Below are 1,100 nucleotides of genomic sequence, written 5' to 3' on the forward strand. Positions count from 1 at the left end.
TAATTCCAAGTTTCGTCATTGTCTTCTTTCGAGGACGGGTTTGCCCAGTAAGCCAATGCCTCTTGAGAATATTCCTTTCTAAGCGCGTTTAACCTCAAGAGCGCGCAGTGTTCACCTGGAATTTCGACGTTGGTCACGGGTTTTCCCCGAACGCAGGCTCTTAGCACCAAAGTATTGGTATCCCAGGGTATCATGTGTGAGGCCAGATACAAGACCCTAGCCATGGCTTCGGCTTCCGAGCTGTATCCAACATTTTCATAGCTTATTAATAAATTTTTATTTGCTTTGTCGGCTTTTATCTCTACATTCCTAACGCCTAAACGGTTTGGAATGGCCACGGAAAGCTCGCTTACTAGATCTAGTGTATCGACTTCTGTCCATGATTTTAGATTATCTAAAGGAGCATCTCGATAGGGTCGTTTCTTATTGCCGAAGATCGGGCGGTCATGCAAATCAAAGGGACGATAAATAGCAATGCACAATTCGTCACCCCTTTGATAGCTCACGCTTACATCGGCCCAAGAGGTTTTAATGATGGCTCCGTAGTTGTAATCGGCTTCGACTTCTGTTATGGGGCGTTTCCCGCTAAATATGTCGTCGCTGTAGTCCATAGATCCGTATTCGCCCTTAAGTTCGAGCCAATCGTAGGGCTGCCACGATATCCCCCCAAAGACGCCTCCCATGCGATCGGAGGCCCAACCCCCCGTAAGTGCAAATTGGCCTACCCTGTAAGTACCAACTACATAATATGACCTGAAGTGCTCTGTCGTGCTAATGTCCATGATGCCCGCTGCTATGGCCGGCCTGATGCCTTCCTGAGGCAAAAGAAGGTATTTGACGTCAAACTCATGGTCCTTATAACTGCCAAAACGAGGATACTTTTCCAAGTTCAGGGGGACATTACTGACGTGAGTGATTCGAAAGTTGAGCTCAACGTTCGGAAGGTAACCCAATGCGAGGTAATATGTGATGTAAGGGTTTGCATCGGTGTAGCCGAACCTTCCTTGCCCGTCATCCAAGATTTCGGCGGTCGGGTACTCCCAAAGGCCCGTAATGCCTCCATTGGACGGAGACATAGCGTAAATTTGCTGTTGGGAAAA

The 1,100-nt window shown here is 47.8% G+C and carries 1 protein-coding gene; it reads right to left on the minus strand.

The features are described from left to right. Positions 1–1,100: YjbH domain-containing protein (locus tag Q7P41_RS11545; protein ID WP_303884413.1), on the minus strand; the 1,100-nt coding region annotated here is incomplete at both ends.

Source organism: Acetomicrobium mobile (genome assembly GCF_937920065.1).